This is a genomic window from Haloarcula amylovorans, from assembly GCF_004681185.1.
GTDB classification, from domain to species: Archaea; Halobacteriota; Halobacteria; order Halobacteriales; family Haloarculaceae; genus Haloarcula; species Haloarcula amylovorans.
Window position 1 is genome coordinate 32,540 of sequence record NZ_SRIF01000015.1, and the last position, 26,938, is coordinate 59,477.

30 protein-coding genes are annotated in these 26,938 nt (G+C 60.4%); 3 read left to right on the forward strand and 27 right to left on the reverse strand.

The window, feature by feature from the left end:
- Nucleotides 1-2: 2 nt before the first annotated feature.
- The 17 genes from E4S61_RS24225 to E4S61_RS24305 all read right to left on the reverse strand — a co-directional run bounded on the left by E4S61_RS24225 (nt 3) and on the right by E4S61_RS24305 (nt 13,015).
- A complete protein-coding gene (locus E4S61_RS24225; RefSeq protein WP_135306353.1) occupies nt 3-1,979 on the reverse strand; it encodes a hypothetical protein in 1,977 nt (658 codons plus the stop codon).
- On the reverse strand, nt 1,979-3,379 hold the full coding sequence (locus E4S61_RS24230; RefSeq protein WP_135306354.1) for a hypothetical protein: 1,401 nt from the start codon (nt 3,377-3,379) through the stop codon (nt 1,979-1,981). Before E4S61_RS24230 ends, E4S61_RS24225 begins: the two co-directional genes overlap by 1 nt.
- A 10-nt stretch (nt 3,380-3,389) precedes the next feature.
- Entirely contained in the window at nt 3,390-4,460 is a 1,071-nt protein-coding gene (locus E4S61_RS24235; RefSeq protein ID WP_135306355.1) for a hypothetical protein, read from the reverse strand.
- Nucleotides 4,453-5,157 (reverse strand): hypothetical protein, encoded by a 705-nt coding sequence (locus tag E4S61_RS24240; RefSeq protein WP_135306356.1) that lies wholly within the window; start codon nt 5,155-5,157, stop codon nt 4,453-4,455. The genes E4S61_RS24235 and E4S61_RS24240 overlap by 8 nt, the downstream gene beginning before the upstream one ends.
- Before the next feature lie 4 nt (nt 5,158-5,161).
- Nucleotides 5,162-5,491: a hypothetical protein gene (locus E4S61_RS24245; RefSeq protein ID WP_135306357.1), complete on the reverse strand. Its 330-nt coding sequence runs from the start codon at nt 5,489-5,491 to the stop codon at nt 5,162-5,164.
- Nucleotides 5,491-6,537 (reverse strand): hypothetical protein, encoded by a 1,047-nt coding sequence (locus E4S61_RS24250; RefSeq protein WP_135306358.1) that lies wholly within the window; start codon nt 6,535-6,537, stop codon nt 5,491-5,493. Before E4S61_RS24250 ends, E4S61_RS24245 begins: the two co-directional genes overlap by 1 nt.
- 39 nt (nt 6,538-6,576) lie before the next feature.
- Nucleotides 6,577-6,894, reverse strand: coding sequence for a hypothetical protein (locus tag E4S61_RS24255; RefSeq protein ID WP_135306359.1), 318 nt, complete (start codon nt 6,892-6,894; stop codon nt 6,577-6,579).
- Entirely contained in the window at nt 6,894-7,124 is a 231-nt protein-coding gene (locus tag E4S61_RS24260) for a hypothetical protein (RefSeq protein WP_135306360.1), read from the reverse strand. The genes E4S61_RS24255 and E4S61_RS24260 overlap by 1 nt, the downstream gene beginning before the upstream one ends.
- Nucleotides 7,124-8,041, reverse strand: coding sequence for a hypothetical protein (locus E4S61_RS24265; RefSeq protein ID WP_135306361.1), 918 nt, complete (start codon nt 8,039-8,041; stop codon nt 7,124-7,126). Before E4S61_RS24265 ends, E4S61_RS24260 begins: the two co-directional genes overlap by 1 nt.
- Nucleotides 8,041-8,358, reverse strand: coding sequence for a hypothetical protein (locus tag E4S61_RS24270; RefSeq protein ID WP_135306362.1), 318 nt, complete (start codon nt 8,356-8,358; stop codon nt 8,041-8,043). Before E4S61_RS24270 ends, E4S61_RS24265 begins: the two co-directional genes overlap by 1 nt.
- Nucleotides 8,358-8,705 (reverse strand): hypothetical protein, encoded by a 348-nt coding sequence (locus E4S61_RS24275; protein WP_135306363.1) that lies wholly within the window; start codon nt 8,703-8,705, stop codon nt 8,358-8,360. Before E4S61_RS24275 ends, E4S61_RS24270 begins: the two co-directional genes overlap by 1 nt.
- 3 nt (nt 8,706-8,708) lie before the next feature.
- Nucleotides 8,709-9,113 (reverse strand): hypothetical protein, encoded by a 405-nt coding sequence (locus E4S61_RS24280; RefSeq protein ID WP_135306364.1) that lies wholly within the window; start codon nt 9,111-9,113, stop codon nt 8,709-8,711.
- Between the two features lie 2 nt (nt 9,114-9,115).
- Complete coding sequence (locus tag E4S61_RS24285; protein WP_135306365.1) at nt 9,116-9,490, reverse strand: hypothetical protein; 375 nt, start codon at nt 9,488-9,490, stop codon at nt 9,116-9,118.
- Nucleotides 9,487-10,218 (reverse strand): hypothetical protein, encoded by a 732-nt coding sequence (locus tag E4S61_RS24290; protein ID WP_135306366.1) that lies wholly within the window; start codon nt 10,216-10,218, stop codon nt 9,487-9,489. The genes E4S61_RS24285 and E4S61_RS24290 overlap by 4 nt, the downstream gene beginning before the upstream one ends.
- Nucleotides 10,219-10,220: 2 nt before the next feature.
- Nucleotides 10,221-10,748 carry a hypothetical protein gene (locus tag E4S61_RS24295; RefSeq protein WP_135306367.1) on the reverse strand — a complete coding sequence of 176 codons (528 nt, stop codon included), beginning with the start codon at nt 10,746-10,748 and terminating at the stop codon, nt 10,221-10,223.
- A gap of 42 nt (nt 10,749-10,790) precedes the next feature.
- Nucleotides 10,791-11,600: an FkbM family methyltransferase gene (locus E4S61_RS24300; protein ID WP_135306368.1), complete on the reverse strand. Its 810-nt coding sequence runs from the start codon at nt 11,598-11,600 to the stop codon at nt 10,791-10,793.
- Between the two features lie 359 nt (nt 11,601-11,959).
- The gene (locus E4S61_RS24305) at nt 11,960-13,015 is read right to left on the reverse strand and encodes a hypothetical protein (RefSeq protein WP_135306369.1); all 1,056 of its coding nucleotides are present in this window, start codon (nt 13,013-13,015) and stop codon (nt 11,960-11,962) included.
- 252 nt (nt 13,016-13,267) lie between these two features.
- Between E4S61_RS24305 and E4S61_RS24310 the strand changes: the two genes are divergently transcribed.
- Nucleotides 13,268-14,008: a site-specific integrase gene (locus E4S61_RS24310; RefSeq protein WP_135306370.1), complete on the forward strand. Its 741-nt coding sequence runs from the start codon at nt 13,268-13,270 to the stop codon at nt 14,006-14,008.
- 82 nt (nt 14,009-14,090) lie between these two features.
- Here E4S61_RS24310 and E4S61_RS24315 read toward each other — a convergent pair whose 3' ends face one another.
- From E4S61_RS24315 to E4S61_RS24340, 6 genes are all read right to left on the reverse strand, one after another.
- Nucleotides 14,091-15,731, reverse strand: a complete 1,641-nt coding sequence (locus E4S61_RS24315) for a polysaccharide deacetylase family protein (RefSeq protein ID WP_135306371.1) — start codon at nt 15,729-15,731, stop codon at nt 14,091-14,093.
- Nucleotides 15,732-15,832: 101 nt separating this feature from the next.
- Nucleotides 15,833-16,537, reverse strand: coding sequence for a twin-arginine translocation signal domain-containing protein (locus E4S61_RS24320; protein WP_135306372.1), 705 nt, complete (start codon nt 16,535-16,537; stop codon nt 15,833-15,835).
- Between the two features lie 2 nt (nt 16,538-16,539).
- Nucleotides 16,540-18,099 carry a S8 family serine peptidase gene (locus tag E4S61_RS24325; RefSeq protein ID WP_167768630.1) on the reverse strand — a complete coding sequence of 520 codons (1,560 nt, stop codon included), beginning with the start codon at nt 18,097-18,099 and terminating at the stop codon, nt 16,540-16,542.
- Nucleotides 18,100-18,146: 47 nt separating this feature from the next.
- Nucleotides 18,147-20,729, reverse strand: coding sequence for a hypothetical protein (locus E4S61_RS24330; RefSeq protein ID WP_245180941.1), 2,583 nt, complete (start codon nt 20,727-20,729; stop codon nt 18,147-18,149).
- Nucleotides 20,730-21,806: 1,077 nt separating this feature from the next.
- The gene (locus E4S61_RS24335; protein ID WP_135306375.1) at nt 21,807-22,619 is read right to left on the reverse strand and encodes a hypothetical protein; all 813 of its coding nucleotides are present in this window, start codon (nt 22,617-22,619) and stop codon (nt 21,807-21,809) included.
- A gap of 304 nt (nt 22,620-22,923) precedes the next feature.
- The gene (locus E4S61_RS24340; protein ID WP_135306376.1) at nt 22,924-23,115 is read right to left on the reverse strand and encodes a hypothetical protein; all 192 of its coding nucleotides are present in this window, start codon (nt 23,113-23,115) and stop codon (nt 22,924-22,926) included.
- 331 nt (nt 23,116-23,446) lie between these two features.
- On the opposite strand from E4S61_RS24340, the gene E4S61_RS24345 reads away from it, so the two are divergent.
- Complete coding sequence (locus E4S61_RS24345) at nt 23,447-23,941, forward strand: type IV pilin (protein ID WP_135306377.1); 495 nt, start codon at nt 23,447-23,449, stop codon at nt 23,939-23,941.
- Between the two features lie 16 nt (nt 23,942-23,957).
- On the opposite strand, the gene E4S61_RS24350 is transcribed toward E4S61_RS24345, so the two are convergent.
- From E4S61_RS24350 to E4S61_RS25760, 4 genes are all read right to left on the reverse strand, one after another.
- Entirely contained in the window at nt 23,958-24,386 is a 429-nt protein-coding gene (locus E4S61_RS24350) for a hypothetical protein (protein ID WP_135306378.1), read from the reverse strand.
- A 43-nt stretch (nt 24,387-24,429) separates the two neighbouring features.
- Nucleotides 24,430-24,681: a hypothetical protein gene (locus E4S61_RS24355; RefSeq protein WP_135306379.1), complete on the reverse strand. Its 252-nt coding sequence runs from the start codon at nt 24,679-24,681 to the stop codon at nt 24,430-24,432.
- 9 nt (nt 24,682-24,690) lie between these two features.
- Nucleotides 24,691-25,014, reverse strand: a complete 324-nt coding sequence (locus E4S61_RS24360; RefSeq protein ID WP_135306380.1) for a hypothetical protein — start codon at nt 25,012-25,014, stop codon at nt 24,691-24,693.
- A gap of 454 nt (nt 25,015-25,468) precedes the next feature.
- Complete coding sequence (locus tag E4S61_RS25760) at nt 25,469-25,627, reverse strand: hypothetical protein (RefSeq protein WP_167768632.1); 159 nt, start codon at nt 25,625-25,627, stop codon at nt 25,469-25,471.
- 197 nt (nt 25,628-25,824) lie between these two features.
- Between E4S61_RS25760 and E4S61_RS24365 the strand changes: the two genes are divergently transcribed.
- On the forward strand, nt 25,825-26,820 hold the full coding sequence (locus tag E4S61_RS24365) for a Cdc6/Cdc18 family protein (RefSeq protein ID WP_135306381.1): 996 nt from the start codon (nt 25,825-25,827) through the stop codon (nt 26,818-26,820).
- Nucleotides 26,821-26,938: the final 118 nt, after the last annotated feature.

Here is a 26,938-nt window from a genome sequence, read left to right on the forward strand (position 1 = left end):
AGTCAGTCAGAAACAGTCGTGTGGCCGTTCGGTCCGCTCTCGGGGAGGTTGTCCCACGCCCGCGTCGTCGCCTGAAACGGCGTCAGGTGCCGCGCCGGGTCGACAGCAGGCAGTCGGTAGAACGGGTCGCCTTGGAGGCCGTGGAAACGGTCCGAGAGCCGGGAGTGGATCTGCTGGATATCCGGCAGGCGCGGCTTCTCGCTGGGGTAGACCAGCGTCAACTCGGCATCCTCGCCGTCGGCACCCGGCATCTCGACGTTCATCTCCGAGAGGATGCCGCCCTGTTCGACCATCCAGCGGTACTCGGCAGCGACGAGTCGCGGGTCGTGGCCGAGGGACTGCTCGAACTTGACCGTCTCGTTGGTCGGTTCGATGGCCCGATAGGCGAGTTCGGCTTTCTCGACGACGCTGTCCTCCGTCGTCTCGACGACCTCTTTCAGCCGGCGCTGAATCGCCGGGATTTCGATGTTCTCTCGGTGGCCCTGCAGGTTCGGCTTCATCATCGCAAGGTTCCGTGCGTACTGTTCGAGGATGGACGGCGCGACGCGCTCGTTGTGCGTGTGCTGCCAGAGCCGCAGCGAGAACTCCGTGACGAACTCCTCGCGGTCGTAGCCCGCGTACGAGCGCCCGGCCATGAAGCCGACGTAGGCCGTCGTGTCCGCGGTCTCGACGGTCTTGACGAGGCCGGCGACGTCGTCCCAGTGACTGCCGCCGCGGCCCTGTCGGTACTTTCGAAGCCGCCGGGACCGTAGCCGCTTGGTCGACCAGAAGACGCCGAGGCCGACGAGCAGCGAGAGCCCGAGGAACAGGACGAACGTAATCGGGCGCACCCAGAGTTGAGCAATCAGCAAGAGCGTCGCCATCGACACGACCGACGGCAGGACGAATCGCCAGCGGACGTCGTCCGATCGGTAGCCTGCCGAGAAGTCCAGCAAGAAGTGCTTGACCTCTTCGGAGAATCGAATCCGCCACGGAATCTCCTCGTCGCGATCGTTTCGGTCGTCGGTCGCGTCGGGGGCGTCGTCCGTGTTGGGCTGTCGAAGGCCCAGCAGGACGAACGGGTAGCTGAGGAGACGACCCAGTAACCCGATGAATGCCGGTATCAACGCGAACAGGCGGCGGATGCCGCGCCACGCCATCTCCAGGGCAGTCACGCCCGCGTCGAGAGCGCGCTGGCCCGTGCGGGCGACCGCTCGGCGGATGCGCCCGCGGAGAGAGACCGGCTCCTCTGGTTCTGCGTCCGTGTCTGGCGTCGTGACGAACTCGTCGCTCGCCGGTTCGTCGAACGCGCCTTCGATGTCCACATTCCCAGACGTTTGACCGTCGTCGGTGAATCCACCAAACGGGTCTGGATGCTCTTCGGGCGTGTCTTCGACGTCGGCCGGGAGCTGGGGAGCGTCCGGACCGGCACCAGCTTCGGCCGGCAGTTCGGATGCGTCGGTCGGTGTGTCGTCTTCGTCGCCGTCCTCGCCGCGGCCATAGTAGTCGACGGACTCGAAGGCGTGAGACTCGCCGTCGAGACCGGCATCGACGGCATCGGTGATCGCATCGAAGGAATCGTCGCTCGTGACGATAACTCGCGTCGTGTTGTCGGTCGTCCGAACCTCGTCGGAGAGTTGCTTGACGCTCTCGGTGAGCCAGCCGATGTGCTCGGCCGCCTGCGCGGCGTAGCGAGAGCGTCGCCGGCCGAGGTACTTGTAGTAGAAGTACACGGCCACCGGAATCGCGAACCAGAGCGTGCCGACGATATCGGTCACGACACCTACGATCCAGAGTGAAGACCCGCTGCTCTCGGCCGTCGAACTGAGAGCGTACAGCCCGCCGATAACCAGCCCCAGAATCAGCAGGAAGACGAGCCCGCCGAGGATGCGCCCAGGAGCCTGCCTCGGGTCGCCCAGAACCCGACGTTTGAGTCCGGCAAGTCGGTCTTTCCCGGGCCACGAGTCATCGAGACTGTCGCTGAGGATATCGAGTCGCATCAGTCATCGCCTCCCGACGGCGACCCGCTGGGACGTCCCGTGGGGTCACGATCGTGCTGGTCGCTCGGCAGTTCGAGTCGGCCCTGTCGGGAGTGTTTCTCCATCGTACCGTCCTTCCGTCCCTGTAGGTCTCGGATGAGTTCCTGCACCTGCATGCGCGTCTCTCGAACCTCTGCCCCGCGGTTGTAGTCCTTCTCGGCGACGAGCAGCGCGTTCTCGATGTGGGAGAGCGCCGTCGAAGCCCGAAGTCGGCCTTCGAGGATGACCGGTTTGAGCCACGTGTTCTCGCGAAGTTCCCGCTCGGTCAGCGGTTCGACGGCGACGAGGTCGTCGACGCCCTGGTGTGCGAGGATGATGTTACCGTCCTCGTCGGTCTGTGCGCCACCGTGTTCGTCGGCGGCGACGATGCCCTTGCACGCGACCTGAATCATGTTCTCGACCGTCTCGACGCCCATCTTCGTCCAGAAGCGCTGGGCGTTGTTCCCGATGCCGTCAACCTCCGAAAGTGGATGTTTCGCTGCGGCGTTGCGCTGGCGTTCGGCTTCCTGCCGGACCGCTTCGCGGACGAGCTCGGCGCGGGAGACAGCGAGTTGCTGAATCCGAAGCACCCAGCCGTGCTGGCGGTTGAGCCAGTACGCGACGATCGCGATGATGGTGATGCCAGCGACCCAGTCCAGCGGCGAGGCCGCCTGCGCGAATCGCAGGCCGATGAACGTCTTAATCTGGTCCGTCCAGAGGCCCTCGAAGAACTGTGCGCGGTCTTCGCGGTTCTCGACGTAGGCCCGGACACCTTCCGGATCGGCGTCGTATCCCATGTCTTCGGCCTGTGATTCGAAGTACTCGATGTGCTCCTCGTAGGCCGGGTTGATGCTCGGCGACGCCGTGACGTCGGTGTTCGTCGCTAGCAACTCGAAGGTCCTCGTCGAACCGTCGGCGAAGAACAGTTCGACCGAGTACAGGCTCGGGTTGTCGCCGGGCGCGGCCTTTCGGTCGTACTGAACCTGCACCACGGAGCCGTCGCCGAGGACGCGAGCCCTGGCGTTCGGTTGCTCGATGCGGACGGCGTCGACTGGCTCAGAGAGCGCGAACGTCGCGAACGTCCCGCTAGTGTTGAACCGCTGGTCGCTCTCGACGACGGTGACGCTCACGTAGTCTGCATCGGGGATCGCCGGCGTGATACGTGTCTGTGAGGCTGTCGTCGGCCCGTTGCTCGTGTTCGTCGCCGTCGTGTTGTTCGCTGTCTGTGCAACCGTATCCGGCGTGTCGAGACGGACAGGTGTGCTGTCAGTGGCGGCCGCCGCGGCGGGCATCACGACGCTCGACAGCGCGAGGATGGCGACCAGGACGGCCAGCCAGCGCCGCCTAGAGCGACCGCTCGTTGATGGGGTGTGTTCGTGCATGAGAATCGGGTTACTTCGCTTCGGCTTCGTTGCCGTTCGACGACGGACCGTCTGTGTTCTGCTGGAGTGCATCCAGCGGGGCCGACGGCGACCCGTCGCCGTTCGTGATTCCCTGCTGTCGGCCAGTGATGGCGTTCAGCAGGCTGAGGATGTTGTTGACTGCCTTCTCGTACTCCTGCTCGGAGTCGTGATCGATGTTCTTGAGGTGCTCTTCCAGACTCTCGATGCGCTCGTCTTTGATAGCGTCCATCTGCTCCAGACGCTCGTTTTCTTGCTCTAACTCGGCGATCTCTTGCTTCTTGTCGTCAAGTTCGCCTTTCGACGCCCGGTCGCTTGGGATGAGTGTGTGGGTGGCGACGCGATTCGGGTCCTTGCACGGCACGATATCCTTCGCTCGGACAGTCACAGTCTGGTTGCGGTAATCCCACGCCGAGGAGTCGTCCATCGGGACCTCCCACAGTGCTCTGTCCTCTGGTTGCGCTTTATCGATATCCCGAGTCAGTGGGTCGTCGCCCGCGAGTGCGACACGCCAGAACAGTCCCAGCAGACGGTTTTTCTTGAACGCCGGCGCGAGGACGACGTCTTTTCCTTCGTTCGCGGCGACGGCCGGTTCGGCCATCCGCCAGTCGAAGGGGATCTCCCGAACGCTCGTCGAGTCGTTTTCGAGCGTGACGCGGAGTTCGCCGGCCTTGCGATCCTGCCGGCGGGTGAACCACACGACGCCGACGGCGATGATGGTCCCGAAGACGAGTTCTTGGAGTTGCTTCGAGTACGCCATCTCTTGTGGGGTGCCGGACTGGAACAGCGTGTAGCCGGCGTAGCCGATGACAGCGAACAGCGCGACCAGCGACAGGTAGAACGCCTTCGTCGTCGTCGGCTGGGCGCGTGTGCGTTGGAACAGGCCGACACGGTTGGCATTGGAGACGCCGTCGTCATCCATCTGGAGGCGCTCTTGAGTCTCCTCGCTGGCTTCGCGCTGGTGGTCCGGTGCGGAGAGCCATCGCGACCAGACGAGATAGACCAGGCCCAGCACGACGAGAACGCCGACAGCGCTCAGCGCTGCGGTCATCCAGTCAACCATCGGCTTCCTCCTCGTCTCCGGTCACGGCCGCGGTGATCTCGGCGACCTGCTCGGCGATCTCCTGTGTCGGGGGCGTGCTCGACGTCCCGCCCGCCGACCCGCCGGCCTTGATGTCGATATCGAACGGCAGGTCGTCGTCCTCGATATCGCCGAGGTCGATATCCGACACCACGGCGTTCACGCGCGTTCGGAGTTGTTCGCCGACCTTGACGAACTCTCGGTACTGCCCTTGCCCGCTCTCGATTTCGTCTTTCAAGACGACGCAACTGCGCTTCGACGCGAACTGCGTGAGCAGTCCCAGCAGTTCCTCGTCGGAATTGGCAGTTTCGAAGTACCGTTCGAGCGTGTCCTGTCCGACCTTCTTTGCGAGGACCGGACACCGCCCGCCGTAGTGGGTGCAATCCTCGCATTCGTCGGGGAAGGCCTCTTCCGGGTCGTCGACGCCACGGTGAGGTCGGAACTTGTGTTTGGGCTCTTTCTGGAGGCCGAGCAGCCGACTCCGGACGCGGGCCTGGATGCTCCCCATCGGGAGGTCGTACGAGCGCTGTATCCACTCGGAGGTCGCGCGGTACAGGGCTTCGTGGCCGTCCGGTATCCAGCTCTGTTTCTCGCGCAGGTCTGACCGCACCTCCCGCAGCTCCGATTGCTTGTGTTCGAGAGTCGATTCACTGGCCGAAGAATGCATGTTCGTTTGCATGATTTTACTCGGTATGCGTCTCACCGACAGCGTCGTCTGTCTCAGTGGTCGCCGCTGGCGGTCGGTCCCGCTGTAGATCAGCGACGAGTCTGTCGACGTCGATGCCGCTCTCGGTCTGTATCGGCGTCGGCATATGCTCGTCGGCGAGCATCTGGTCGACGAGCCGGGCTGTATCCGGGCTGAGTTCGTCGTAGCGATAAGTAGCGACCAGCAGAGCGACGCCGTAGTTGATGGTCCGTTCGAGCTGGTGGTCCGCCGGTGAGAGTTCCTTTAACTCCGTCCAGAGCGGCTTTGCACACTTCCCTGTGTAGTGCGTCTCGTCACCGATGAACATCAGGAGACCTCCTGGGAGGGGCATAGCGTTGCCCAGTAACGCTCCGTCGTGTGGTTCTCTGTGACGACGGTTACGCTCACGAAGCCCGGGCCATCCCACTCCGTCGAGATGATGCCAGCCGACACCTCGTCGTCGTAGCTCACAGTGTCGTAGCCGGTGTGGCCGGTCAGCGTCCCCCATCGTACCTCAAGCACAGTCGAGTTTGCAGGAACGTCGAAGTTTACCCAGAGACGGTTCGGGATATTCTGCCCGTCTTCGAATTGAGCGCGCTCGATCGTTACGTTCGACGTTCGCTCGTGCTCTTCGGCGGGGATTACTCCCGGTGGATGCACCCGGCCACTGCACGTGAACTCGGAATCAGTTAGCTGGATTTCGTCAGTTCGCGTCGAGTTGAACGGATATGCAGGACCGCCCTTGCCGTCGGCGTAGGCCGATGCGTTCTGTGGATTAGGGCTGAGCGACACACTATCGCCACTTGCCCCAGCATCAGCGGGCGCGACCATTCCCGCGGCCGCGCCGGCGACCACGACGACGCCGATGAGGGCGAGTGCGGCAGTCGGTGTGGTGCCGGTCCGTAGCTGGGGCCGGTTGTCCCGAAGCCACAGGCCGAGTGACGCTGTCAGGAGTGGAAGCCCCCACCAGACGATACCCACGAGAAGCTGCTCGTGAGCGAACTCAACGAACTCGTCTGATGCAGAGACACTAGTCGCCCAAAGTGCGGTTGAAAGAACCGCTGCAACGGCGAGAACTGCAACTGCTGGGAGGAAGAAAACCCGACGTCCGAAGAATCGAGAGAAGAGCGACCGTGAGAGTAGCAAGGCGGGAACAGCAATCATCGCTGCAAGAACGCCCATAACTGCCGCGCCGGTCCAGCCGTATGCGATGTTAACCGTCCCGTGTCGGATGACGTGAGCGATGCCGACGTACTCGGCGACGGCCCCGCCGGGGATAGCGAACAACCACGCGACCGCCGCGGTCGCAAGTGCGTCGTTCCAATCTGTCGCGCTGTACCACTGCTGTATCGACTGCAGGTGCTGTTTGAGCATGGTGATGATTAGTAATGATTACTCTCTATGGAACGTCGATTAGCGGCGGTTCTCCATCCCGAAGGGGTTGAAATTCGAGAGGGAGCGCCGCCACGACCGCGGGTTCGTCTGCAGGTCCGACTCGCGGACGTTCTTGTAATTCCCGAGGAAGAAATAGAAGAACAGGGCGAGCATGATGATGCCCGCGCCGTAGAAGCCGGTGATGATCGTCACCAGCGCGGCGAGAATCCACGTCAAAGCAAGTGCCATCTGAATGATGGACTGCAGCGGGCTGGCGTGTTTCGAGTAGCGTTGATGGAGCAGGTAGCCGCCAGCGAGGCCGGCGACGATCGCGCCGAGTGCTTCGAGAGCCGGCATCAGCGACCCTCCCTACTGTCGTCGCTCTGTCGGGCCTGCTGTGCCTGGAGGCGGCCCTTCTTGCCCGAGTGGGCCGAGACAATATAGTCGCCGACCCACGGCGCGACCAGCCGGACGGCAAGGATGAGACCGCCGATGATGGCGGCGAGGACGGCCCCGCCGGGATTCATCAGACTCACCGCGATGATGAGTCCAACCACGCTCAACAGGACGACGTCGAAGAGCTGCATCAGGCCGACACCTCCGGCATCGCGATGAACGGGAGGAACGACGTGAGGTCAAGCCACGAGCGTTTGTACGACCGTACCTCTGCGAGCGCTTCGTCTTTCATCGTTGGATTCGCTCGGAACTCTATCTGGGCGTTTTCGTCTTCCATGACGAATCGAACCTTGTCCGGCCCGGGCGTCGAGTAGTAGACCGGGTCTTCGGTGTCGGTATCAACCGGCCGCCACGGGTCGTCCTTCGAGAGCCGGTAGACGGCATTCCACTCCTCGATGCGTTCAGCCGAGGAGTTCGGATGGTCCAGACGAACAGTCACCGTCTCGCTCTCACTGGCGTTGAAGTAGTAGACACGCTTCGAGAGGCCCTCGTCTGACTCGTTGTCATCACCGAACGGCGAGTAGTCGCTTAGCCGTTCGAGGATTCCCTGTGCGTCGCGCTTGCGCTCGTCGCGCCACGCGGGGAAGAACACCGTCGGTCGCGACGGCGCGAACGTCACCGTCGCGTTGGCTGGGACGGTGAACGAGACCTCAGTGTACGATGACTGTGTGTCGAAGTCCGTCACGTCACTCCACTGGGCCGTCGTCTCGCCGTCGACGCTCTCGACGTCGCCGAGCGTCGCCGCCGGCAGAATCTCGTCAGAGATGTCGACGGTCATGTTGACACAGTAGGAGTTGGGATTTTCGGCGGTCAGTCGGTGCACGACCTCGGTTTCGTTGAGTGTCACGCGAGTGTTCTGCTTCGTGGCAGATGCACTCCCGCTGTCGTTCGTCGCGTTGATGACCGACTGGTCAGTCCGGAATGCGTCGTAGTAGACGCTCGTCGAGCACTGAGTCGTTGAGGTCTCCGTCGCGGTCTGGCCGGCGACGGGAGCGACCATCGAGACCAGCAAGAGACCAGCCACGACCAGCGCCGTGAGCGAACGCATCAGCGACCCCTCCACGGGATGAGGCTCACCCACAGGTCGTGGGCGTCGCGGCCGAGCTCGCCCTCCCAGAGATACGCACCGAAGTCTTGGAACCGATCGACCGGGAGGGCGACTGCCCCCCAGACGAAGATGGCGATGCTCGCGATAGCGGCCAATATCAGGATATCGCTCGTCAGGCCGATGTAGATGAGCACGAGCAGCCCAAAGACGAACAGGCCCATGCTCCCTGCCTTGAACAGGCCGCGCTCAAGTGAGAACACTCGTTTCTGGACTCGTTGCCGTCGTGAGCGTGACTTCCGTCCTGTTTTCCGTGGCATTACTCACCGTCCTCCCGGCGAGCGTACCGCCGGGTTCGTGACGCCCCGACCGTCTTTCGCGCACGTTTCGAGACTCGGTTCCGAACTCGACGGCCCCGCTCGGTTCGGCGGGCGACCAGCACCGTGCCGGCAAAGCCCAGCAGGATAACCAGCGCGATCGGGCCGCCGAAGACTGCAGCGAGGATGAGAAACTCGTCGAGGAAGAACAGCACAACGATGACGCCGAGGCCGACTTTCAGAATCGGATTCGGGATGTCCTCCGTAGGCGCACGGTCGCGCAGCTCGCGACCGCCAACGCGAAGACGTGACACCTGCTCGCCCAGCCACGTGACTGGAGTGAGTAACACGGGTCATCGCCCCCGACGGCGGCCGTAGCTCCCGTCGCCGCCGCGTCCGGGCAGCGACGGAGAGAACAGCGAAGTTGTCTTGTCCCACGCTCCGGACCCAGCGTCCGAGAACCGTAGGACGCCGATGGTCAGGAACACGCCCCAGAAGAGGACGAACGCGAGCGTGATGCCACCAGTGAACAGCGAGGTCGCGATGGACCACCCGATGAGGATGATGGAGCCCTCGATCTGGTCCTGCGGGTCGTCGCCATACAGCGCCTTCGGGATGGCCTCGACGGTAATCTTGAGAATCCAGTCCGGGACGATGCCCTTGACGAGCGACCACGAGAACAGGCTTCGGAGCCCCGACGCGATCTGGGAGACCTGCCTCCAGACGAATTTGGGCGCTTTGAGCAGTCGTTTCGGCATCGTCAGTCCCTCCGTCGCTTGTACTTCTTGCTGCTCGATTCGCCTCGTCGGACGCGTGATGTGACTGGCTTGAACCCGCTCTTGAAGGCCGCGGCCGTGAACTTCGGGACCTTCGCTATGTCTCCCGGGATGCGCCCCCAGTCGATTCGAGACGGGTTGAGGGCATTCCCGATACCATTGACGACGGCGTAGTAGAGGAACAGCGGAATCTTAGCAAACTCGCCCAGGAATCCTTGAGCCTTCCACTTCGTCCGTCGGGCGGCCGTCTGGGCGCGGTTCTCGTGGGCCTGACGGCCACGGTCAGACTGCTTCTTCGAGTCGTACAGTCGGCCGTCGCTCCCGCGTGTGCGGCCACGATCGTCGCCGCCGAAGGTCATTCGTCGCCACCTTCGAGAACGGCCTGCTCGTCCATCCAGATGGTCGAGCGGATGTCACAGTTCTGGAGGTCGACGAGTTTGCCCTTCCACGGGGCCTGGGCCGAACAGTAGCGACCGCCAAGTCGTTGCTGGTAAGATGTCCCCATCGACTCGCCGTTGTTGATGCGCTCGGCGATCGAGGTCGTGAGGGTGGGGAGGTTCTCGGCTGCGTCGCCGTCGACGACCCATAGCTCGTCTGTCTCACGGTTCGTCTCGTTGAACTCCGGGCGGTCCAGCACACGAAGGTTCGAGATGTTACCGTTCGAAACGTCGCCGACGAGGAAGACCGTCACCGGATCGCTGTCCTCGTGAGCGATCATGACCGCGTGTGTGTCCGAAGCGCTCGTGAAGTTCGAGTTCGAGTTGAGTTCCTTTTCGAACGTCGCGTTGTTGGCCTGGACGACGCGCTCGAATTCCGTCGCGGTATCGTCGTTCGTCGGCACGTCTGCGAACGGATTCGAGATCGCTCGGTCGAGTTGGCCGTCTATCGCTGCGAGGCCATTGACGGCCGACGATGGTGCGTACGAGCGAATCCGGTCGAAGATACCGTCGGGCTCTTCGTCTTGGGACTCTTCGACGGTGGTCATCCACTCGTCGATTGGGTCGTTGCTCGCTGCGGCCGCCGGGGAAACCGCGACGGTCGCGACGAGAAGCAATGCTAGCGTAACGGTGAGTGTTTGTCTGAGCATAGTCAGTTACTCCAGTACCGGCCGACAATCGCGCCGGCGTACGGTCCGGGCAGGAAAATGGAAGATAGCATGGCAACCGCCATCGCCCGTAGCGGCGTGATGCCGTCCTTGGTGGCGAAGAACATGCTCCCGTAAATCTCCGAGTTGACGCTCGCAACCCACATCGCCATCGCCATCGTCGTGATTACGAGGTTGATTGCGACGAACATCGCCAACTGGATGCCGAGTCTGTGGTACCAGTCGGCTGGTGAGGCCGGGGCATGGCGGTAAATCGCCACCGCTGCTAAGACTGACAGCGGAATCGACAACAAGAACGCCAGTGAAAGCCATTCATACGTCGTTGCTGGGAGTTGGAGTGGTTGTGGCGACGACTCTGGAAGGGTCCCTCCAGCGAGTATGTTCAAAACCGCAAGCCAGACCACGGTCCCAATAACGGAGGGTGTCAGGAACTTGCCAGCGACGACAGGGAGCGACTCTCCCCTGCTATCTGGAGAACTGTCCGCTGTCGAGATGAAGGTGCTGTGAGACATGATTATCGTTCACTCCTGATTAACGCAGCCATTGTCTACTGGTCATTTCCTATCTCTGGCTGCCCGCTCCTGACGGGTTGCCACGATGATTTCAGGCTTCTCTGCAAACGGAGACGCTACATCGAATCCGAATTCTATCAGCGCGCGCTTGACAGCGGCGTCGTCGTGACTGTGTAACTCCACGAATACGGTTCGCGACTCGCGTAACCGCTCAGACATGCCCTGAACTGTGCTCAGTTCAGCCCCTTCGACATCGATTTTCACAATATCAGGATCGGGACGGTCAATATTGTCGCCGGCCGCCACGTCCACCGGTATCTCGATGCCGGTCGCCATCTCATCGGTCAACGACCCTTTGCCGCCGCCAGCGACGCCACGATCATCTAGGGTCAGTATCTCCTGTCCCTGGCTATCTGAGAGAGCACGGGAGTCAACGGTCACTACAGCGTCGTTGAGCACAGCGTTGGCGCGGATGGCCTGCTGATTAGCAGGAACCGGTTCGAACGCGACTGCCTCCGCACCCTGTTGAGCAGCAATTAATGCGTAGGCACCAACGTTCGACCCAACATCCCACACGGTATCGCCCGGGCGAACACGGATAGCCCACTCGCGCAGGATATCACGTTCGATGTAGAGGTTACGCCGTTGGTCGAACTCACCAACAGTCTGCTGCCGGAGGCGGATAGTTGTTTCATCGGTAGTGAGTCGAAACGTCCCCGGGAACAGCGAGTGGGCTCTTCGGCACCGTCGGCGGAGTCCCCACGATAGTTCGCGGCCAGCTTCAACGACGCCGGCGATGCCGTCTCGCCGGACGTCATGCATCGTGTTGCGTGCCCAGTCGGTAGCCGTCATAGACGGCCCTCCAAGTTGATGATGTACATGTATGAGCTCACCTCTGTACTCCCCGGAGTCGGATTTGAACCGACGCCGTTACCGGGGCAAAACCCGCCGACGGAGTTGCACCGTCGCTGTCTAGAACGGGCTGGGTAGGGGTATGAAAAAGGGTGGCAAGATGGATGGTGGGGTTGGGATTGGTGGTGCCTCGAAGCGTGGTCGTCGGGGTTGTCGAACGACCACGCACAGGCATGGTGCCGGATTTGGACCCTCCGAGCCGGGGTAGCCGCCGCCCGGGGAATCGAACCCCGGCGATCGTCGGGAAGTGAATCCGACGACCGGCCATCGCGACGATAAAAAGCGGAAGTGAGGACGGCTTACGCGACCGCCTCGAAGGTCGGGTTGCCGCCGAAGTACTCGCCGTTCGTGAACGCCGCGTACCAGACGTTGCCGTCGTAATCGTAGCTGCTGAACATGGACTCAGCGTCTGCGAAGTCCATCTTCTCGTTGGCCGTGATTTTGACGGTCGCCGTCTCGTCGTCGGAGTCCATCAGCGAGCCTGCGTTGTGGACGGTCGCCATCTTGCCGTCCTCCTGGATGGTCATGTAGGCGTCTTCGGACGTGTCGACCCACTCGGGAGCCTCAGCGCCCTCGGCCATCATCGGGACGACCTTGCCGTTGACCGTCGTCGTGCCGAGGTAGGCGACGCCATCGGACGTGTCAGATGCGTCGTAGACCTTTGCGAGCGACGACGCTGCATCGGAGTTGCCCGTGTAGACGTGGATCTTGTCCTGACTGTCACCGTTGACGCCGATCTCCTGCTCGATGCGAGCTGGGCCAGCGTCGGAGTCGTCGGTACTGTTAGCGAAGGGGTTGACAGTCGATAGCGACGACGCGAGGCCGGCGACCGACCACGTGGAGATGGTCGCCGTCTCCGTCTCACTATCGTTGTAGTAGATGAACGACGTGTTGGCGTCGTTGGCGAACGTGTAGCTCACGTTCGTCGTATCCGCGTCTGCGCCGAGGGACGTGTCGTTGATGATCTCGGCGGTGAGGTCGACGTTCTCGCCCGCGTCTGCCTCGATGCCAGTGTAATCGCTGGCGTCGTCGGCGAACGTGGCGTTGACGTAGTACGTCGAGGTTGCGGTCGTCTGCCATTCGAGCACGTCGCTACTGTTCTGCTCGTAGCTTTCCAGCGTCCGGTCACCCTGCTGGACGTCGACGCCAGTCGAGTTGCTGTCCGCGGAGTACGAGAGCGTGGAGTTGGTCGAGTCGTTGTACGTCTGTGTGCTGCCCGCAGTGACTTCGCTGGTGGTCGTCGTGTCGGTCGATTCGCTGTCGACCGACGGCGCGGCGGCCATTGCGGGGCCGGCGATCGCGGTCATGACGAGTCCGACCACAGCGAGCGCTGCGGCTAACTTCGTGATTTTCATTGAGTAAGTGTGACTGCGTGTTGTTCAGATATCGGTGCTCTAGATGTGGCCCGCACGGGCGGTGGGACCACTGGGGGTGGCGGCCCGCGGGGCGGGGGGATGCCTCCAACTTGATAACGTGCTTTCATGGTTGCTGTTGCTGAGTGGGGTGATACTTTTTACAGGTGCGTCTGATGAGCTAAGTGAGCGCGGTTCGCCAGAAACCGTCTGGCCGGGTGCTGATACACCCGACCGTGCTTGCCTGGAGCAAGCATGTCAACGTACGAATCAGGGCCATTTAGTCGTAGCCCTACGTCAGTAGGTAGTTCAGCCGACAATAGCGTTCATCACTCCAAGGAGTACGCGCTCGACGACCGTGAGTTCGAGTTGCTTCTTGAGGCGACGTACAAGATGGACAATGATTACTTCGGTCTCGAGTCACGGTTCATCGTCCTGGCTGCCGGCCGCCTTGGCCTCCGCTCGGGAGAGATCTGCCATATGCACAGAGACTGGCTCGACGATCGCCGACGGATGATCGTTATCCCACCCTATCAGCAGTGTACTCAGGGCAAGGACGGCGGCATCTGCGGGTCGTGCGAGCAGGCGGCCAAACAGAAGGTAAAGCACAACGACGACGTCGACCTCGAGGAGGCCCGCGCGTCGATGTGGTCGCCCAAGACATCTGCGGCAGCTCGCGAGGTCCCTTTCGACGCTGAGCCGAGGGCCGAGCTTGCCGTCGAACGGTATCTGGAGAAGCATGGTCGGTTTCAGGGCAGCCAGACAGGCATCAATCGGCGAGTGACACGCGCCGCGGAGATAGCCGAGGAGTTGGATGCTGACATGGTCACTCCGCACGGCCTTCGAGCGACCGCCGCCAGTCGCTTTGCGAGTCGCGGTCTGGACGTCTTGGCGCTCCAGTCGATGTTCGGCTGGGCGCAGTTGAGTACAGCTCATAATTATATCAGGCGCTCCGGCGAGAACACGGCTCGGGCGATCCGCGACATCCAGTTCTGACGTCCCGGTTCGTTTTTTCGCGACCTTTATTTCATGCGGTCGGTCGCGGACTGGCTGTTATTGAGAGCTTCAACGCTGACCGTTACGCGGGATAGATATACACATCGTCAACGAGTATGGGTTCAGCATCGTCTCGATTTTCGAGATTTATTTGCTCAGCAGGAAACTCGTAATGAGTCTGAGCAGTTGTGACGAATTTGGTCCACGTATCATTGAGGGAGAAGACGCGCTGTCCAGGTTGGAAGAAACTATCCATATCGGGATAGTCGTTGTTTGCTCTGATACCTATATCCGCCTGCAAATTGGCCGTGGTACCGCTTGCCTTTGTCCGAGCGTACCCCTCGACGACGAAACAATTCGTCATCGAATTGTGCATCCATCTATACTTTGCCTCCTCATTAGGGGCAATCTCCAACGAGTTCGGCCCAGTTCGGCCCGTTGTGGTATTAATCGTCGTCGCGGAACTTGTGACTGCCCATTTACTCGGCTGAGTGCCGCCAGTATAGAGCAACCCATCCGATTTGCCGAACGACGGATATGGGTTTACATGATTATCTCGTGCATTTCCGACGAGATACTTCATCGCCGTGGGCGTAACGACGTTCAGATTCCCATTATTCCGTTTTGTCGCCACATCGTCTAATATTGTTTGTAACTCCGAGCGGGAGAGAGAACCGCTATCTCCGATGTTCGGTGGATGCCAATAAATCGTGAGATTGCCGCCAGACTCAGCAACGTTATCAATAACGTCTAAGACTTGTGACTGGGGCTTGTTGCCTATCAGATACCGACTCTCCCACATCCCTCCATTCGCAGCCATTTGCTGGTTTAAGTCGTTCTGCGTGCTGTTCGTCCCCTTATACCATTCGAGGCCGTGGTTCCCGACCGAGTTAAAAGCCCCGAGCAGAAGTCGTCCTCCAAAACTCTCCCAATCAGATCGGTTGTTAAAGTCTGGGTCGGAGGAGAACACCACCCGCTGCGAATATATCCCTCGGTCTTGGAGGTTATTGCGTTGCTCAATGAGGAAATTGTATATCTCATCCTCGTTATCTTTGAGTACGTCGATGCCTGCGGGGTGGAGGGCTATCTCACAACCATCGGCATACATCTGAGCCAACTCCTCCCAGTTGACGGACTCGGGAGCCTCTCCGACGCGAGGGGGGTAACAGGCAATTGCCCACGGCAATCCCCGATCCTTCAAATCTTGATATGCCTCTGTGTACGTTCCCGTGCGATGGTCGTCCGTCTCTATTGCAATGGTCCCGTTACCTCTCCCTCCCCCGATGGGGGTGGTATGCTGTCCAAGCCTGCCCGTTGGTCGGACCTGTTTCGCGTTGAGGTAGTTGTTGATCTTTCCTTCGTCTGTAATGACCGATTCCGCTTCGACGTTCTTGAACGTCGGATTCGCTCCTGAGGACTTGACCTGTTCCCACTCGTACTGGCCGCCGAGAGCGGAGCCATCCTTCTCGACAGCTCGGTACCACGTCCCGCCGGGGAAGATTTGGAAGGCGGTGTTCTCCTCTGCGTTGGTCTCCTTGAAGTGCTCCCGGGTGCCGAGGATGATCGTGTACTCGCCACTGCTCGCCTCTTCGTCTTCGCCGAAGATGTCGTCGAGATAGTCGCCATCCCCGTCTTTGTCTATCCATCCCCCGGAGTCGCTGCCCGCCATAACGATGGGCAGCGACGCCATGAAGTCTCTCCGTGTGGTTTCGTGTTTGCTCATGAGTCTGAAAATCGTCGGTTAGTTAGCGGGCAGTGCGGGCGGCGGTCGTGGGTATCGGCGGCGGGTCGGGCGGCGGATGATCAGTTACGAACATTCGTCTATCACCACCCCTCGATTGTGAACGGATTCCAGTCGAATGGAACGCTCAGGTCGTGCCACCAGACCGCTAAGCTGTGGTTGAATTGGTCGTCTTCGCGCCACCAGTTCCCGCGTTCTTCCGCGGTCGGCGGGTCAACCACCGAGCGCCGATCGACGTTCCAGCCGTTCGCCAGCCAGTCCGGGTACGTCGATTTCATGTTCGCTAAGCTCACGAACTCGCCACCGCTGTCGGTCGGCGTCGTCCCGTGCCACGGTTCTATCACGCGCAGGCGTGGGTGCGTGGTCTCGTAGAGCTCTGGGTCTTCGATAACCTCAGCGGCGTAGTGCCAGTCGGAAACGATGATGTGGTCTACCGAACCGTCTTCGACAGCTACGTAGACCGGCTCTCGGTCCGGAAGGTGGCTGTCTTCTGACCTAACGCCCTGCTGGGCCGTGTAGAACGCCCAGTAGCAGTACCAATCGTAGTCGAACTCCTCGCTCACGACTTCCCACGCATGGAGGTCCGTCGGCCGGACTTCCACGTTCGAGAGGTCAAGCAGTGGTCGGTAACGCTCGATGGCAGTCCGCTCCTCGTCGAGTCCGTTGATCGTGACGTGGTCGGGTTGCTCGCTAAACGACTCATCCGTCTGTGCCGTCGCCGTCGAACTTGTCGCGACCGCGACCGCGGCGCTGCCGACGCCGGTCAAGAACTGTCGTCTCGTGGGCATCGTCACGCTCCGATCGCCTTTGCTATCTGGTCGATGAACCCGTCGCCGCCGACGTTCTCCCAGAACGTGTTTCGGAACTTTGCGTCGTCGTCCATCGCTTCACTCTGAGATTGGCCCGTCGAGTTGTCTTCGACGGCGCGGTCAACCGCGACCATCCCCTGTCCGCTCTCCACGACGGCGGCATTCGGCATGGTTCTGGTCGTTGAGGTCAGTGCTTCGCGCGTTCCGGCCGTGTCGTTGACGAGTTCCGGGCGAGCGTCAAGTAGCTGGAGTGCGGACCCAGCCACGAACGGCTGCGCCATCGACGTTCCGGACAGGACGACTTTGTCAGTGGTGCCGTACTGTGTGGCGACGCGTTGCTCGATGAGCATTCCAGGCGCGCTCACATCGACATCTTGTCCACGAGTGACGCCGCCGGAAAGATCCGCTCCCGCGTCGCTGCCGAGCTGGCTGAACGACGCGACGCCGGCGTTCGACGGCGCGGTCGTGTTCGTCGCGGCGACTGCGACCACACAACCCGTTGGTGCGTCCGCCGGCGATGCGAGGTACGGCGACCCACTCTCACGAGCGTTGCCCGCTGCGACGGTCGCGATCGTCGTGTTCCCAGCACAGGCGTCGTCGAGTGCCTGGGCGACTTCGGCCGTATACAGCTGGCTCCCGAGCGAGAGGGAAATCACGTCCGCTCCATGGGCTTCTGCGTATCTGATAGCCGCCGCGATATCGGCCGTCGAACCACTGCCATCCTCACCGAGAACCCGGAGCGCCAGCACGTCCGCTCCAGGTGCGACGCCCTCGTATTCCTCGTCAGACACCGAGGAGTTCGGGTCATTCACGATCGTGCTGCCGACCCATGATCCGTGCCCGTTGCCTGAGCGAATCGCGTCTAGGCCGTTTTTCTCGACAGTATCCTCATACGTGGAGTTCGACTCGGTGAAGTCCTTCGACGCGTTGAGAACGTTGTCTTCGAGGCCGAGCGTGCCGTTCGCCGTATTGAACTCGGTATCCACGACGGCAACCGTGAGTCCGGAGCCATCGGCCGACAGATTGTCGCTGCCGATTACTTCTCGCGCTTCGCCCGCGGTCGTGACGTTCATCGAGTCACGGTAGGCAATCCCGGAGTCCGGCCAGTCCTTTCGGAACTGTCGGAACGTCCCATAATCGTCGGGGACGGTCGCGTTCTCTGCGGTCGGGACGCTGGAGGTCGGCACCGGCTCTGTCATCGAGAGATACCGGTTGGGGCTGATTCGCGTGACGTAGGCCTGATGCGCGAGGCCGTTGTTTCGAAGGCCGGCCCAGAACGTGAGGCCCATGTCGCCGGGCGATGCCGCAATGACGGCCTGGTTTTCATCCATCTTCGAGAGGAGACTTCGACTCTCGCTCTCGTTCGTCCAGGCAGAGAGTGCCGACGTATCGTTGTCGCTGACTGTGACAATCCATGTCGGCGTTCCCGATCCGTGTTTGACCGCGTCATCGGGGACTTGGTAGCCCTGGAACCACTCTTGATTGTCCTCGATTCCCGGCGCTATCGGTTCGTCGCTGGCCGCGAGTGCGACCGGGCTCATGATGCTTGCAACCACAAGTATCGAGACAAGGGCGATTGCGCGCGTTCTCATGCTATCGCCCCCGTGGCTGCCGAGGTTGTGGTAGGCATCATTGGTGCGGTCTGGAGGATGTCGATTCCGGGCAGGTCAGGAATGCTCTCTTCGAAGTTCTGGATTTGCCAATTCACCCAGTCTGCCGTGTTCGGATTCGAGATATACCGGACACAGACGCCGCCGTCGGCCTGGGTGTAGGTGTTGATGCTCGTCGCATTGTCCGTGTGGCTCACTGACCCGTACTTCCCGCCATCGGCCGGTATCGGCTGGAGATTGCCATCAGCGACGCGGTACACGTAGCTGTCATCACCGACGTTTTGTAGATGTGTGATGACCGTCGCCCGCTGCCGGACGTTCGTGTCGTCCGGCTCCCTGACGATTTGGGTACACGTCGTCGCCCGCGAGGGCATGTCGATAGTCTCGACGTGACTGTGGATGGCCGGCGGGGGGTCGTCGTTGCCTCCCACGCGTGCGAGGACGTTGACCCGGCCGTTACCGAGGTGGGTCTCGACGTTCCCACCGACGAGGTCGTCACCCGTGAGCGCGTACGGACCGCTAAGTCCCTTCTGTGCCCTGACTGTTGCCGGATTGTCGATATTCCCGCCGAGTGCTCTGATGTCGACGGGCTCCGTGACATTGTTGCCGTCGGCGTTACTGTAGGTGACGCCCACGCTATAGCGGCCAGTGCCGTCGGTTCGGAACGACGCTTCGCCGTTCTCTACTGTCGCGTTGATCTCGCCGTTCGGTCCGGTCACTTCGACCGCTTCGAGCTCGCCGAAGCGGTTGGGTCGATCGGGTGCGACTTTGAGGGTCACGGACTCATCTGGGCCCGGTGAGAGCGTCGAGAACGAGATGTGTTCGAGGCCCGGGATGCTCCCGGTGAAGTTCGGATTCCTGATGATTTGGGACCCACTGCCGGATTCCCCACTCTCTGAGGTAACTCTCGTCACGAACTCGACAGCACCAGTTTGATTGTTCGGGACGGGATAGTCTTCGACTGCGATTCGCGTGCCGGTCGCGCCAAAGATGCCAGTTTCCTCAACCGAGATATAACTCTCGTTGACCGGGACGGTAGTTCCGTTCGAGTATTTGGCGAGCACCGTGATTTTGTCCGACGGGATGAGTTGGGCGAACTCGAAGATCGCGCCGATGGTCTCGTTCGTGATTTCTCCGGGGTTGGTGGTCGGCGGTTCCGATATCTGTGGCCCCTGCTTGAGGACCACGTCGATGGCCCGGATGCGTTCGAGGAGTTGTTTCGTCGAGAGGTCTTCGGGATCGGTGACGACCTCGGATTGTTCGATACCGAGTCGGTCCGCGACTCGCTGTTCGAGTTGCGGGTTGTTCGCGATCTGCCCCGACAAGGTTTCGTAGAGTTGTTCTAACTCTTCGCGACTCATGTCCTCGATGACCGACTGCGGCAAGCCGGCGAGCGAGGTGAAGTCGTACTTGTTGAAGTAGTCAGTAATCTTCGACGTGATGTTCTGGACTTTCCCGGGATCGACGTACGACTCGGCCGAGACCTCCCTCACTTCGACGGTAACGTTCTGTTTTGGTACGTCGTGGGCCTCTCTGCCGGTCTGGATGTACATCGACTGCACGTCGAACACTTCCGAGAGGTCGCTAGTGTTGTCGATTTTGACTGACTCGTAATATTCCCGTGCGTCCGCGCGAGTCGCGTTCTGTGGGTCAACGTCAAGCGAGTCCGGAACCTTGTAGGCGACGACGTCGACGGTTTTGACGGTGTCTGAACCGAAGTTCATCTCGAAGCTACCGTTCTCGTTGGTGGTCGTTTTGACGCGCTTGAACGTCCCGTTGGCCTGGAGGTCTTCGAGCAGCTTCGCCTGGTCGATTAGGTTCCCGGCTTCGTTCCTGAGATCTTCCTGATAGCCCGAAATGATTTCCGCGGGGTCACCGACCGCGAGGAGGTACGACGATTCGGGGCTGTCCTCGGGGTAGATTCGGTAGAAGCCAGCGCTGAGGGTTACTTTAGCGAACTTGTGTTCCTTCGAATTTGCGCCGAGGAAGCTGCTGCCGCCGATGCTGTGTCGGGTTACGTATTTCTCGCTGTTGATGACGTTGTTCCCACCGCCAGGGCCGAGCTGCTCGACGACGACCGTGCCGTTCGTAGTTACGCCCGACAGGTCTTCGTCAGCGTTGTCCTGGAAATACGGTGATCGTGAGGCGTCACGGACGGAGAGGAGTAACGTCTCTCCCGCGGGCGCGTGCTTGAGTCCGCCGTAGGGGCCGCCCTGGGTATGCTGGAAGCCAAGCGTCGGGTCCCGAAGTCGGTAGCCCGTGTCACCGACGATCGGCGCGGTGACGACAGTCGGGTCTGGGATGTCCCAGTCCTGAGGCGTGTGGACCGTGGCGTACTTGCCCGAGGGCTGGCCGATGAGCGTTTCCGGGGATTTGTCGCCCTGTCCGTCCGCGCCCGCGACTACGCCGCCCCAGCCTTCGGGAGCGGCCTTATCGAGTCGACCTTTGAGCCGTTCGGCTTTGTTACGCTTTTCCTCGATAGTGCCGTTGAGGTTGGCGAAATCGACGCCGTATCCGACGGCGGTTGCGTTGGCGACGGCATCGCCGCCTTGCGTGCGCACGGTTCCCGAAAAGTCAGGAGTCGGTTCGGTCGCTTGGACAGAGGTGTCCCACGTTTCTAGATTCCCACTTCCTTCAAGAGTTGCAGTAACATTACCACTGGAGCCATCGTTCAGCAAAATGTCGGTCGCAGCGTCGTTTATTGTGATATCTCGCTGTAGTCCCAGAGAGTAGTTATACACAAACAGACCGCCATTTATCCCAGATAAGAAGACGCGATTCGATTCGGGGTACACAGCGGTCCTCCCCGTGTCTTCTGGCGTCGAGAATATTTGAGAGCTGCCAGAAGTTAGGTCGATGGAAAGCGCGCCATTTCTGCCAGCAGCGAATACCCTCCGATCATCTGAGTCAATAGAGACACCGCCTCCAAAGTCGCCCCCGGAGGCCCAGCTATTTACGATGGTTCCGGTGTCGGGGTCAAATCGATTGACATTCCCCGGATCTGCTGCATCCATGTAAAAGAAGTCCCCAGAGACAGGGTCGTAAGCAGGCTCCTGAATGAATAGTGAACTAGTGCTCGTGGATGATTGAACGTTCCCCGACGAATCTAATACTATCGTTCTGGGACCATCAACGCCAACAATGATTTGAGAGTTGTCGTCGGATATTCCGAGTCCGAGCGCGTCAGAATACGACTTTGACCACGACTGTGTGCCGTCAGGCTTCATCGCGATGACGCCACCTTGTGCGTCGGTATAGATGAGGTTGTTAGAAGAGTTGTCATACACCATGTTTTCGGTCAAACCCGGCTCGTTAGCCGCGGAAGGGCCGCTCACCACAGTTGTGATATTGGAGACCAAATTCAGATTTCCATTGAACTCAGAAATCGTGTATATGTCATCTTGCCAGCCCACATAGGCATAATAACTGTCTGAGTCTGGGTCATCCACTATTGAGATTACGTCTCTAATACCGTCCGTTGTGCCACTCTGCACGACCTCTGGATTAGCACTCGCCTCGCCAACCGGCGAGAGGTCCGCTCCAAAACCGTAGAAGGGCGCGACCATTGCCGTCACAATCAGCAGCGCCACGGCTGCCGCTCGAAAGGCACTTCGTGAAACATTCATCTCTCGAATCCCTCAGTTCTGCACCGGGAGCGGAAGCGCCCGGTCGCTCAGTCGTTCGATAACCTCGTCGTCTTTGATGTCCGGTTGATTTCGAAGCCGAATCGCTTCGACCATCAGCTCGGTATGCTCTCGCTCAGTGATGTGGCCCGCCTTCTCCCACGTCGAGAGCATCATGTCCACGCGTGCGGAGAAGTCCTTGTTCTGGAGAGCGTCGGTAGCGAGGCGTTCGATTATCTCGTCGTCGTCTTTGTCGGAGGAGGATTTCATCGACTGCGCGTCACGGTAGAGATCGTCGGCGACTTCCTCCGTGATATGGCCGATGTGGTCCCAGTGGTCGAGCAGGATGCGGACTATTGAAAGAAAGCGCTCGGTCGAGACGTCCCCGAGTCGGACACCAGTAGACTCGCCGCCAGTGATTTCGCCGCCCTCCTCGTTGATGCGTGCCCGTCGAAGGTGTTCGCGGTTTCCCTCGCCGTGTGGGTAGACTTCGGGCTCAGTCAGTTCGGTCGGTTCTCGCGCCGGATCGTCAATCGACGCGCCGCACATTTTCGGCGCGATGGCGCGAAGCATTTCCCACGCGACTGATTCAGCTTTGTCGTCGGTAATCTCGTCGGCCGACCACTCTGTGCCGTGGTTGTGATGCACGGTCGCCGCGGTCTCGACTTCGGGATTACCGTACCAGTTGTCGCGTCGTGGCTTCTTGTCGTCGGAAGATTTGGGCTGGTCTGGGTAGCCCAGCGTCTCGCCTTGACGGGTCCGTTTTTCGCTCGGTGAAAATAGCGAGCGGTCGGTACGGTCGCTTGTGCTGTTGCTCTCGGTGCTCATGGGTGGACAGGAATGACTATCGGCCAGTGCGGCGTTACCGCACTGGGCCTTTCGGCGATGGGTTCCCGACCGATTCGGGATTTCCGGGCCGTGCTGGGCGTCTGAAAAACGCCAGGCAAGCACCCCCAGAGGGTCATCCGGCCCCGCGCCGGACCCCGCCGACTGGTTATTATCAATTACTAGCCAAACCGTCATAAAGGTAGCGACACTACGTGCCCAGAAGTGGGCCAATAACGGCCCAGAGTGGTCAAAAGTACCGCTGAAGTCTGTCCGAAAACCGGACAACGCCAGCCCGTTGGATTGATTACTCCTCTGTGTCTATGCTATCCCGTGCAGCGTCCGGGTCAATACCGTGCTCGGCCTCGTAGCGCTCGCACGCGTACCATAAGGCCGTGACCATCGCCCCCGAATCCGTGGTCGCAGCGTTCCCAAAGTAATCCAAGACCTTTGCTCGAAGGTCGTCGGGGACGGTGAGCTTGTCACGGTCGTCTGCCACTTTGTCACCTCCATAGTGACCAGAGTGTCCCCGGCCCCTGATAACAATGCGGGAGTTACGGCGTGTACACCGTCTAGCAGCGCATACGTTACCTTTACTCCCAATGGGCAGAGAGCAGTGATGCGGGCATTGACCCGCTGAAATCCAAAGGGTAATACGGGGTTTTGCCACCCCGGGGCTGCGTTGAACAGCCCCCACAGGTCCATGTTCAAATAATGATAGAGCCATCCAAGCCGCGCTTGAAACCCACAAGGAAGGGTTGAAACCGACGATTTGCCTAGAACGGTGCTATAGCTTTATATTGGTATCTAATGGACGACCAATTGGCAATATGGATTTGAAAGAATTGCTGCAAGACGACGACGCAGTATCGCCAGTCATCGGAGTGATACTCATGGTCGCAATCACCGTGATCCTCGCGGCCGTGATCGCGAGCTTCGTGCTCGGGTTGGGGGACCAAGCCCAGAAGCAAACGCCACAGGCGAGCTTCTCGTATGATTACGATGAATCCGTGGATGCGCAGACAGCATCGAATATCGACTTTGGCACTGCTAACTTCAGCGACAGTACGCCAAACGGGGCACTGACGATTACGCACGATGGTGGTGACACAATCAACGAAAACAGACTTTCGTTGGTTGAGAGTGGCGGGGACAAAAAGCCGAATCTCAATTCCGCGAGTTCCATTAGTGCCGCCCAAGACATAACGGCCGGTACGTCAATTGTTGTTGGCGCAGACTCCTCAGATGAGGTCCGGGTCATATTCACGTCAACGTCAGGCGATAACACGGCTACGCTCTCGACGTGGACCGGTCCCGACGCATAACTGAACAAGCGCTTTTTTAGAGCCAGTGTGGTGCAAGAGCCACAGCACCGCTGTCGGTCAGTAGCAGAAATATCACGTAGCTGTTCCAGACCACCACAGACACGCCACGAAACGCGAAGAAAAAGAGATAGGCTGACCGGAACGGACTGCCGTCGATGCCGAGCGACCGAGCGGCGACGGTCAGTGCTTTCCAGCCCACATACACGCACGCGAGAATGACGAGTTTGTGACCGACGAGGCCCGCGTAGCCGAAGGTCTCCATCGCCCACCGAACGGACTCGGTCGATTCGACAGCGCCGAGTTCCTGGCCGATGATCGTCGTCACGATATCGCCAGCGAAGTAACAGCCGACAACGAGCGCAAGGAGGATGCGCTCGATCCGGCGTGCGCCTTGCTCAACCCGTTCTGTTGGAAACCTATCGACCGCGCGGGCGTACGTGGACATAGCCAACTGGTACGCAAACAGCGATAAAAAGGGTAGCGACAGTTCAGACCGTCGCAACCACGGGCTGATACCCGGGCTGACTAGGCACCGGTCGAAGGGTCAGCCCGGCGATGGCGATCTCGCGCGTGACCGCGGGTGGGATGCCGTCTCGGTCTCGAAGGGCCACTTCGAGGGTCCAGCAGTCGTGGGAGCTATCGCTCGGTTCAAGCACGTCGACGGCGACGGTCGGCGCGCAGTCTCGAATCGCGCGGGCAGCTCGACGAACGCGAGCACGGGCTTCGACGGTGCAACTCATCGAAGCGCCTCATCGAAGCGCCTCAACGAGATCGTCAACGAGTGAGCCGCCGACGTGCGGGCCGGTCTCCCAACCACGCTTGTCACGGACGTGTTCGCACCACTGCGAGAGGTTCGCATATGCCGTCTCGTCGAGTGCGTGTTTCTCGGCGTTGCCGTTCGGGGCCACGACGGCCACGGCGTACTCGTAGCTGTCCCAGTAGTGGGCATAGTCGTTACCGTCAGTGCCCAGAAACGTCGGGCGTTGGGTGAGGAGTTCGCGGGCGCGTTGCTCTTGGGGATTCGGGTCAGTCGTGCCGACAGGTTTACTAGTCGGCGAGTCTGATTTGGACATGGTTCGTACCTTAGAACCACTCGGTTGGGTGTTCCAAGCACCCGGCCGGCATTACTGAGGCCGACCACACCGAGCAGTTCTTACTTTAGTCCACGACGGCCGCCCACTTAGTAGTATCGGATATTTGGAATAGTGATTTGGCTTCCCCGGGGTTGGCTTTTCGCCAGTATATATCAGAATTGATATGCTATTATGCCCAGTTTTGTTGGTTAGGGGCGCGCCTGTTGGTTAGCAACGAAGATATTCGATAACATTTTGTGAGTCCGTACAGTACTCATACATGTTGGCTGGGGTGACACTCTGCCGGAACGTGCGAACCAGTCCAACACGGTGATGCAGACCGCCGCTGTCACGGCGGAATGAATCAGCAAAAACAACGGCAAAGCCTCTAGCAGAGAGGTCCCGACATATCTCCTTCAAAACAAAACCCCACCAGCGGTGGGGCCGTCAAATGTTACTCCGACGGTGGTTCGTTCTCCACATAGACCCACGCTATCAGGCCGCCGGTAGCGAATAGCGCGCCCAACAGCGGGAGGCCCATGCGAACGAGCGCAGCGCCTGAAACAACAGCAAAGCCCGGTGCTGTCACACCGAGCAAAGAGAGTCCCGACATAGAGCTTTCTCCTTCACCGAGCGTTAGTTGTCCTCGGTGACGACCGTCGTCGCGACGGTCAACTATTTGAACGGAGCCATGCTTCAAAAAGCCCCTCATTGAATCCGCGTGCGCGTGCGACCCCCAATAGACAGATTTCACTTTCACCCCGATATGCGCAACTTCTTATAACTACATACTGACCTGCTGGATAGCCGATGATTACCGACGCACGTGCCCTTCGATACGGGTTCGTACCGCGAGACCTGGACCACCGCGACGGCCAAATTGACTATCTCTCCTCGCTCTTCGACCCGCTAACCCACGGCGAGCCCGGCGAGAGCGTCTGCATCCACGGGCCGACCGGCGCGGGCAAGACCACGCTGGCGAAGTTCACGGTCGAACACCTGCGCTCGAAGGCGCTCGGCGTGCGCTGGGGGTACGTCAACTGCATGAGCGACTCGACGTCGGCCGCAGCGCTGTACCAGATCGTCCGATCGGCGGGCCTCGGCGTCGACCTCAAGCGAGAGGGGACTGCTACCTCGGCGGCGCTAGATTACCTCCGCGACGCCGATGACCAGGTTGTCGTCGTGCTCGACGAAGTGGACGTGCTCGACGACGAGCGGACGCTCATCTCACTCTGGGAGATTCCGAACGTCACACTCCTCTGCATCACACTCAAGCAAGCTGAGTGGCTGGCCGAACTTGACCCGCGGGCCGAGTCCCGGCTGCGCTGCGTCGATAGCCTCAAACTGGATAAATACAGCCAGGAGGAACTCGTGGATATTCTCGACAGTCGCGTCTCACATGGCCTGATTCGTGATCGCGTCGACCCGAACGCACTGACGAAGATCGCCGACCTCGCTGCCGGGAACGCGCGCCACGCGATCGCGTTGCTCCGACGGTCGGCCCGACAGGCCGAACAGAACGGTTGCGAGCTGACCGCGAGCGTTGTCTCGGAGAACATCGAGGGCATCGAGGCCGATATGCGCGCCCATCGCGAGCGCTACTGGGGTACCCACAAGCTCGCGCTGTTGGATATCATCCGCGACGCTGACGAAGTGGATGTCTCGACACTGCACAATCGCTACGAGGCCGCCGTCCAGAGCCCGAAAGCCAAGAGCACGCGCCGGAAGTACCTCGCATTCCTGAAGCGCTACGACGCGATCGAGTCCGATGGCAACGGCCCGGCGACCGTGTACCGTTCACTGTAGAATCGCCAGACAGCGGCCGTACCGTTCGGTAACCGTTCGTCTACCGTTCTTCTGTCGATATAGAGGGTTTTGACCGGTTTTCTGTAGCGTTTAGCGGGGTAGAATCGCCCGTTTTTCG